Below are 4,928 nucleotides of genomic sequence, written 5' to 3'. Positions count from 1 at the left end.
CTTCCTAACCGGAGGCCGAGCCTTGTCCCCGCTCAATCGCACCTGCCCGACAGCGCATGGCGAACAGGCTAGCGAATTCCTCCGGCATTTGGATTTTCGGTTTATGCGTGCGGCCCGTTTTTGTCCAGCGGGGTGAGGCCACAAGGGCAGATTGTCGCGGGGATGCGCGGCAGCCGTGACCGGCACGTTCCCGCCAGGCCGCCGGACGGCTTCAAACAGCGGGAAATCTGGGATGAAATCGGGGCGGTGTTCGCCTCGACATCAGCTCCTGGCCCGGTCTATTCTGTCGCCATGGCGCATGTCATTGAACGCGACAGCTGGGCCGCATCCCCCGACCGCTGGAAGGGCGAGCTGCAATGCGGCCAGTTCGGCGCCAACTCCTGCCTGATCTTCAACTATCAGGAAAGGATCGGCGGCGGCCCGCGCCTGCACAAGCACCCCTATGCGGAGATCTTCGTCATCCGTTCCGGCACCGGCCTTTTCACCATCGGCGACCAGGAAATCAAGGCCACCGCCGGCCAGATCCTGATCGTGCCCCCCGACACGCCGCACAAATTCACCAATCTCGGCCCCGGTCCGCTCGAAAGCACCGACATCCACGAGAACGGCCACTTCATCACGGAATGGCTGGAATAGACCATAATACCGAACCGCAGGTCAGCGCAGCAAAAAGTGGGGACCGGTTTTCGGGAAAGATTGTGGTCAAACCAAAGAGCGCCTAGCTGGCGCCGAGCCTGACCAAAACCGCCCGTGGGATGTCGTATTCGCGGATCACTGCATCGTGCTTGCGCAGACCGCAAAGCTCGCGCTGGATGAAATAGGCGTGCACGGCCGCGGCCGCTTCCTTGAGCAGCCGGTTGCGGTGCTCGCCCTCCCCACTCTGGCGCAATCTGGCAAGGATTTCCTCCACGCGCTGGCCGGCGCGGCCGAGCGCTGCGGCCTTTTCGGCGAGGATTTCGTGGCCGAGCAGGTCGAGCGCGCTTTCCTGCGCGCCTGACCGTCCAAAGTTTGTGGGCATGCGTACCGGCATGACGCCGTTCTACTCCGCCGGCCGCGTCTCTGCCAGCGCGCTTTCCTCGTTGAACAGGAAGCCGCCGGACTGCCGTTTCCACAGCCGCGCATAGAGCCCGTCGAGCGCCACCAGCTCGTCATGCGTGCCCTGTTCGACGATGCGGCCGCCGTCGAGCACCACCAGCCGGTCGAGCGCCGCGATGGTGGAGAGCCGGTGCGCGATGGCGATCACGGTCTTGTTTTCCATTAACCGAGTCAGGTTTTCCTGGATCGCCGCCTCGATGTCCGAATCGAGCGCCGAGGTCGCCTCGTCGAGGATGAGGATCGGCGCGTCCTTGAGGAAAACGCGCGCGATCGCCACGCGCTGCCGCTGCCCGCCGGAGAGCTTCACGCCGCGCTCGCCGACATAGGCCTCGTAGCCGGCGCGGCCGCGGTTGTCGCGCAGTCCCAGGATGAAGTCATCCGCCTCGGCCTTTTGGGCCGCGGCAATCACCTGCGCGTCGGTAGCGTCCGGCGTGCCGAGCTTGATGTTGTCGCGCAGCGAGCGGTGGAACAGCGCGGTGTCCTGGCTGACCACGCCGATATTGCCGCGCAGCGAGTTCTGCGTCACATGCGCAATGTCCTGGCCGTCGATCAGGATCCGGCCGCCTTCCAGGTCGTAGAGGCGCAGGATCAGATTGGTCAAGGTCGTCTTGCCGGCGCCGGACGGACCGACAAGGCCGACCTTCTCGCCCGGACGCACGACAAGGTCGATGCCGTCGAGCACTCCTGCCCCCTTGCCGTAATGGAAGGTGACGTTGCTGACGTCGATGCGGCCGCCGGTGACGATCAGTTCCTTTGCATCCGGGGCGTCGGTGAGGCCGAGCGGCTGCGAGATCATCGCCTTGGAATTCTCCAGCACACCGAGATTTCGCAAAATGCCGTTGAGCTGCATCATCACTCTTCCAAGCAGCATGTTGAGCCTGAGGACGAGAGAAAGCGTGAAGGCGACAGCGCCGACCGTGATCGAGCCTTCGACCCAGAGATAGATGGCGAAGCCGGCGATCACGGTGATCATGACGCCCGACAACGTCGTCAGCGCCATGCGCACGCCGGTCAGACGGCGCGTGAACGGACGAAGCGCGTCGAGATAGATGTCGAAACCGTTCCTGATGTAGCGGTCGTCGCCATCCGCCGAGAACAGCTTCAGCGTCTGCACGTTGGAGTAGGAATCGACGATCCGGCCGGTGATCATCGACCCGGCCTCGGCCGTCGCCTCGGCGTTCTTGCGGATCTGCGGCAGATAGAGTTTGGCCAGCCAGCCGAACACGGCGATCCAGACCACCACCAGAACCGCCAGCCTGAGGTCCAGGCCGGCGACCAGCGCCAGCGTCGTCACAGTATAGATGATCATGAACCAGATGACCTCGATGAAACTTTCCATCAGGTCGCCCGTTGCCTGCCCCGCCTGCCAGACTTTTGTCGCGATGCGGCCGGCGAAATCGTTCTGGAAGAAGGCATAGGACTGGCGCGAGACATGCCGGTGCGCCTGCCAGCGCACCAGATTGTAGAAGCCGGGCGTGATCGTCTGTTCGTCGACCAGCGCCGACAGGCCGACCACGGCGGTGCGGATGACGAGCACCACTGCGCCCATGAACAAGAGCTCAGGTCCGGCCGCGGCCCACAGCGCATGCCAGCTGCGCTCGCCGGGCAGCTGATCGAGGATGTCGACCAGCCTGCCGACGAAATAGAACAGGCCGGCCTCGACCAGCGGCGCGATGCCGCCGATGATCAGCATGGCGAAGAAGGCAAGCTTCGCCTGTCCGACATAGTGCCAGAGGAAGCCGCCGACGCCGGCGGGCGGCCGCAGATTCGCGGGCTCGCGGAACGGGTAGACCCAGTGCTCGAACCAGCGATAGATGGCCTGCATCATTCGGCGGCTTCACCTTTCGTCGGCGGGGCGTCGGCGACCGGCTTTTCCTCCAGCAGGAAGCCGCCAGACTGGCGGCGCCAGAGCTGCGCATAGAGCCCGCCCTTGGCGATCAGCGCCTCATGCGAGCCGTCCTCGACGATGCGGCCCTTGTCCATGACGACGAGCCGGTCCATCGCCGCGATCGTCGACAGCCGGTGCGCGATGGCGATGACGGTCTTGCCCTGCATGAGCTTGTAGAGGTTCTCCTGGATGGCGGCCTCCACCTCCGAATCGAGCGCGGAGGTCGCCTCGTCGAGGATGAGGATCGGCGCGTCCTTCAGCATAACGCGGGCAATGGCGATGCGTTGCCGCTGGCCGCCGGACAGTTTCACGCCGCGCTCGCCGACAAGCGCCTCATAGCCGCTCTGCCCATGCGGATCGGTCAGCCCCGCGATCACCTCGTCGATCTGGGCGGCTTTCGCGGCGTTGAGCATCGCCTCGTCGCTGGCCGACTGGCGCCCATATTTGAGGTTCTCGCGAACAGATCGATGCAAGAGCGAGGTGTCCTGGTTGACGAAGCCGATCGCCCCACGAACGCTCTCCTGCGAGACGTTGCGGATGTCCTGCCCGTCGATCAGCACCTTGCCGTCCTGCACGTCGAACAGCCGCAGCACGAGATTGACCAGCGTCGATTTGCCGGCCCCGGAACGGCCGATCAGGCCGACCCGCTCGCCCGGCGCGATCTTCAGCGACAGGTTGTCGATGACGCCGCCTTTGCCGTCCTTGCGCCAAAAGTTGAAGTTCACCCGGTCGAACTCGATGCCGCCGGCGGTTACGACGAGGGCCGGTGCGTCCGGCTGGTCCTGCATGACGATCGGCCGCGCGATCGTCGTCATCGAGTTGCTGGCGACGCCGATCTGCCGGAAGACATTGGCGCCGACATCGAGGATCCTGCCGGAGATGTTGGCGATCTGCAGCGCGAAAGGTATCGCGGTCGCCACGGCGGCGGTGGTCATCGTCCCGGCGTTCCAGCCGGCGAGCGCCACCCAGCTCACGGCGATAAGCAGCGCCGCGTTGAGGACGAATAAGGCCGACCACATCAGCGTGAAAACGCGCATCAGCTGGTAGAATGTGTCGGCGTGCTCGACCACCGCCTGCGAGACATATTTGTCCTCGTGCTCGCCGGTCGAGAATGTCTTGAGCGTCAGGATGTTGGTGTAGCTGTCGACCATGCGGCCGCTCACCTGCGACCACCGCTCCGACAATTGGGACGAGCGTTGCGTGATCCTGGGCATCGCGGACCAGAAGATCAGGCAATAGAACACCAGCCAGACCGCCACGACCGCCAGCAGAAGCGGGTCGAGCCGCGCCAGCACCACGATGGCGACCGCGACGAAGACCAGCGCATACCAGACGGCATCGACGGTGAGATTGACGCTCATCTCCACCGAATCGCCGCTCTGCATGACCTTGGTCCCGATGCGGCCGGCAAAGTCGTTCTGGAAGAACGACCAGTCCTGGCGCACGACATGCCAGTGGCTCTGCCAGCGGATGAGGTCGATGAGGTTCGGCGCAATGGCATGGTTGCGGATCAGCGCATCGACGACCATCGACAGCGGACGCAAAAGCACGACGAAGGCCATCAGGACGAGCAGCGGCCCATGCGCGGCGAAGAAATCGCCGGGCCTGGTGCTGGCGAGCAGGCCGACGATCAGGCCGACGAAAATCGGCAGCATCGCGTCGATGATCGCCGCCACGGCAACGATGATCATGCGCAGCCGATAGGCGGCGCGAAACTGCCTTATGAAATACCAGTAGAACCGCCAAAGCCCCATTGGCGGCTGCCCGTCGTCGGCCAGCGCCACCGGCGAATAACGGCTTTCGAAGCAGGTGAAGATGCGGTCGAACATTTTTCTCTCGTGGAGGCCACAAACCCGCCGGCGTCCGATCTGGTCGCCGGCGGGGCTCTACGCAGGTAACCACGGCAGGACCTCTGGCCGTGCCGTGGTTACGCCCGGGATCGATT

4 protein-coding genes are annotated in these 4,928 nt (G+C 64.4%); 1 reads left to right on the top strand and 3 read right to left on the bottom strand.

Annotation, left to right across the window (positions count from 1 at the left end):
• Window positions 1-291 precede the first annotated feature (291 nt).
• On the top strand, window positions 292-636 hold the full coding sequence (locus EOA27_RS21885) for a cupin domain-containing protein (RefSeq protein ID WP_126083739.1): 345 nt from the start codon (window positions 292-294) through the stop codon (window positions 634-636).
• An 82-nt stretch (window positions 637-718) separates the two neighbouring features.
• Here the strand turns inward: EOA27_RS21885 and EOA27_RS21880 are convergent, their stop codons facing one another.
• From EOA27_RS21880 to EOA27_RS21870, 3 genes are read right to left on the bottom strand one after another with little or no spacing between them, the layout of a single operon-like run.
• Complete coding sequence (locus EOA27_RS21880) at window positions 719-1,030, bottom strand: DUF6665 family protein (RefSeq protein ID WP_126081648.1); 312 nt, start codon at window positions 1,028-1,030, stop codon at window positions 719-721.
• 9 nt (window positions 1,031-1,039) lie between these two features.
• Window positions 1,040-2,923 carry an ABC transporter ATP-binding protein gene (locus EOA27_RS21875; protein ID WP_127257140.1) on the bottom strand — a complete coding sequence of 628 codons (1,884 nt, stop codon included), beginning with the start codon at window positions 2,921-2,923 and terminating at the stop codon, window positions 1,040-1,042.
• Complete coding sequence (locus tag EOA27_RS21870; protein WP_126081646.1) at window positions 2,920-4,812, bottom strand: ABC transporter ATP-binding protein; 1,893 nt, start codon at window positions 4,810-4,812, stop codon at window positions 2,920-2,922. The genes EOA27_RS21875 and EOA27_RS21870 overlap by 4 nt, the downstream gene beginning before the upstream one ends.
• Window positions 4,813-4,928 lie beyond the last annotated feature (116 nt).

Origin of the sequence: Mesorhizobium sp. M2A.F.Ca.ET.037.01.1.1 (genome assembly GCF_003998075.1) — a bacterium.
Taxonomy (GTDB): Bacteria; Pseudomonadota; Alphaproteobacteria; order Rhizobiales; family Rhizobiaceae; genus Mesorhizobium.
The sequence above is the reverse complement of the archived record's forward strand: the minus strand, read 5'-3'. Positions and strand labels throughout refer to the sequence as shown.

Excerpts from the sequence above, each read along its gene's own strand:
- EOA27_RS21875 (WP_127257140.1), bottom strand. The coding sequence starts at position 2,923 with ATGATGCAGGCCATCTATCGCTGGTTCGAGCACTGGGTCTACCCGTTC.
- EOA27_RS21880 (WP_126081648.1), bottom strand. The coding sequence starts at position 1,030 with ATGCCGGTACGCATGCCCACAAACTTTGGACGGTCAGGCGCGCAGGAA.
- EOA27_RS21885 (WP_126083739.1), top strand. The coding sequence starts at position 292 with ATGGCGCATGTCATTGAACGCGACAGCTGGGCCGCATCCCCCGACCGC.
- EOA27_RS21870 (WP_126081646.1), bottom strand. The coding sequence starts at position 4,812 with ATGTTCGACCGCATCTTCACCTGCTTCGAAAGCCGTTATTCGCCGGTG.